A 971-nucleotide genomic window follows, 5' to 3' on the forward strand; every position below is an offset into this window, starting at 1 on the left:
TTCAGGGTGTTGCCCGTGAAAGAATCATAATAACCGGCGGTACCGGGACCATCAATAAATCCACCATACAGAGAACCGGATACCCTGGCAGAATTGCGGATATTGACCGTGTTATCTGTTATGTTAATACTGGTGACAAGATCCCCAAAAGCATCAACATATCCGCCATAGATATCGTTGTTCACATAGGCGTTATCATTGAGGGTCACAGAATTCTCTGTCATTGTTATATTACCGACACCCATTTTCTCGACCCAACCGCCATAAATGGTGCCATGATTAGTATTATTTACACCCGCGTTGTCATTGAGAGTCACAGAATTTCCCGCCACTATAATATTACCCGTATCATAGCTAATACCCCCCCCCCCCCTAACATAAAAGGGTACCCCTGCATTGTTGTTAAAAGTCACGGAATTTCCTGAGACTGTAACATTACCAGTATGATAACTATAACCTACACCGCCGATAGCAGTCTCAGTTAAATATGCATTATCATTGAGAGTCACAGAATTTCCGGCAACTGTAATATCACTCGTACCGGAGCTTTCAATATAAGCACCTAAAGCTTCGCGGACTACATGGGCGTTATCATTTAAGGTCACTGAATTTCCCGTTACTGTTAGGTTTTTCGAGTTATTGAGGGTTATACTGGCGCCAACAACATTATTACCTGCAAAAATATTATCATTGAGGGTTACAGTATTCCCTGTCAATAATGTATTATCGGACATTGAATATACTGAGGAATTAGCACCAAAAATATTATCCAAAACTGTTGTATTATTACCTTCTACTATTACGTTATTATTTTGTCCGTTACCCAGCAGGCGTATATCCTGTAAAATACCGGTACCCTCACAAATCATATCAACTCCCCCCTTGATATTAGGTACTGGGTTTGCCACACAATCTGCTCTGGCGACAGTTGCTGTACAAAATACTGTACCGATAATCAGGGATAAGGTTGT

Annotated in this window: 1 protein-coding gene; it reads right to left on the reverse strand. The window is 41.1% G+C overall.

Features of this window, described 5'->3' with window-relative positions; genetic code table 11:
• Positions 1–908 (reverse strand): hypothetical protein (locus AAZR23_RS20695; RefSeq protein WP_434694502.1); only part of this gene is annotated, 908 nt, incomplete at its 3' end.
• Between the last annotated feature and the right edge of the window lie 63 nt (positions 909–971).

The organism is Morganella sp. Je.2.23, assembly GCF_051129855.1.
Taxonomy (GTDB): domain Bacteria; phylum Pseudomonadota; class Gammaproteobacteria; order Enterobacterales; family Enterobacteriaceae; genus Morganella; species Morganella sibonii.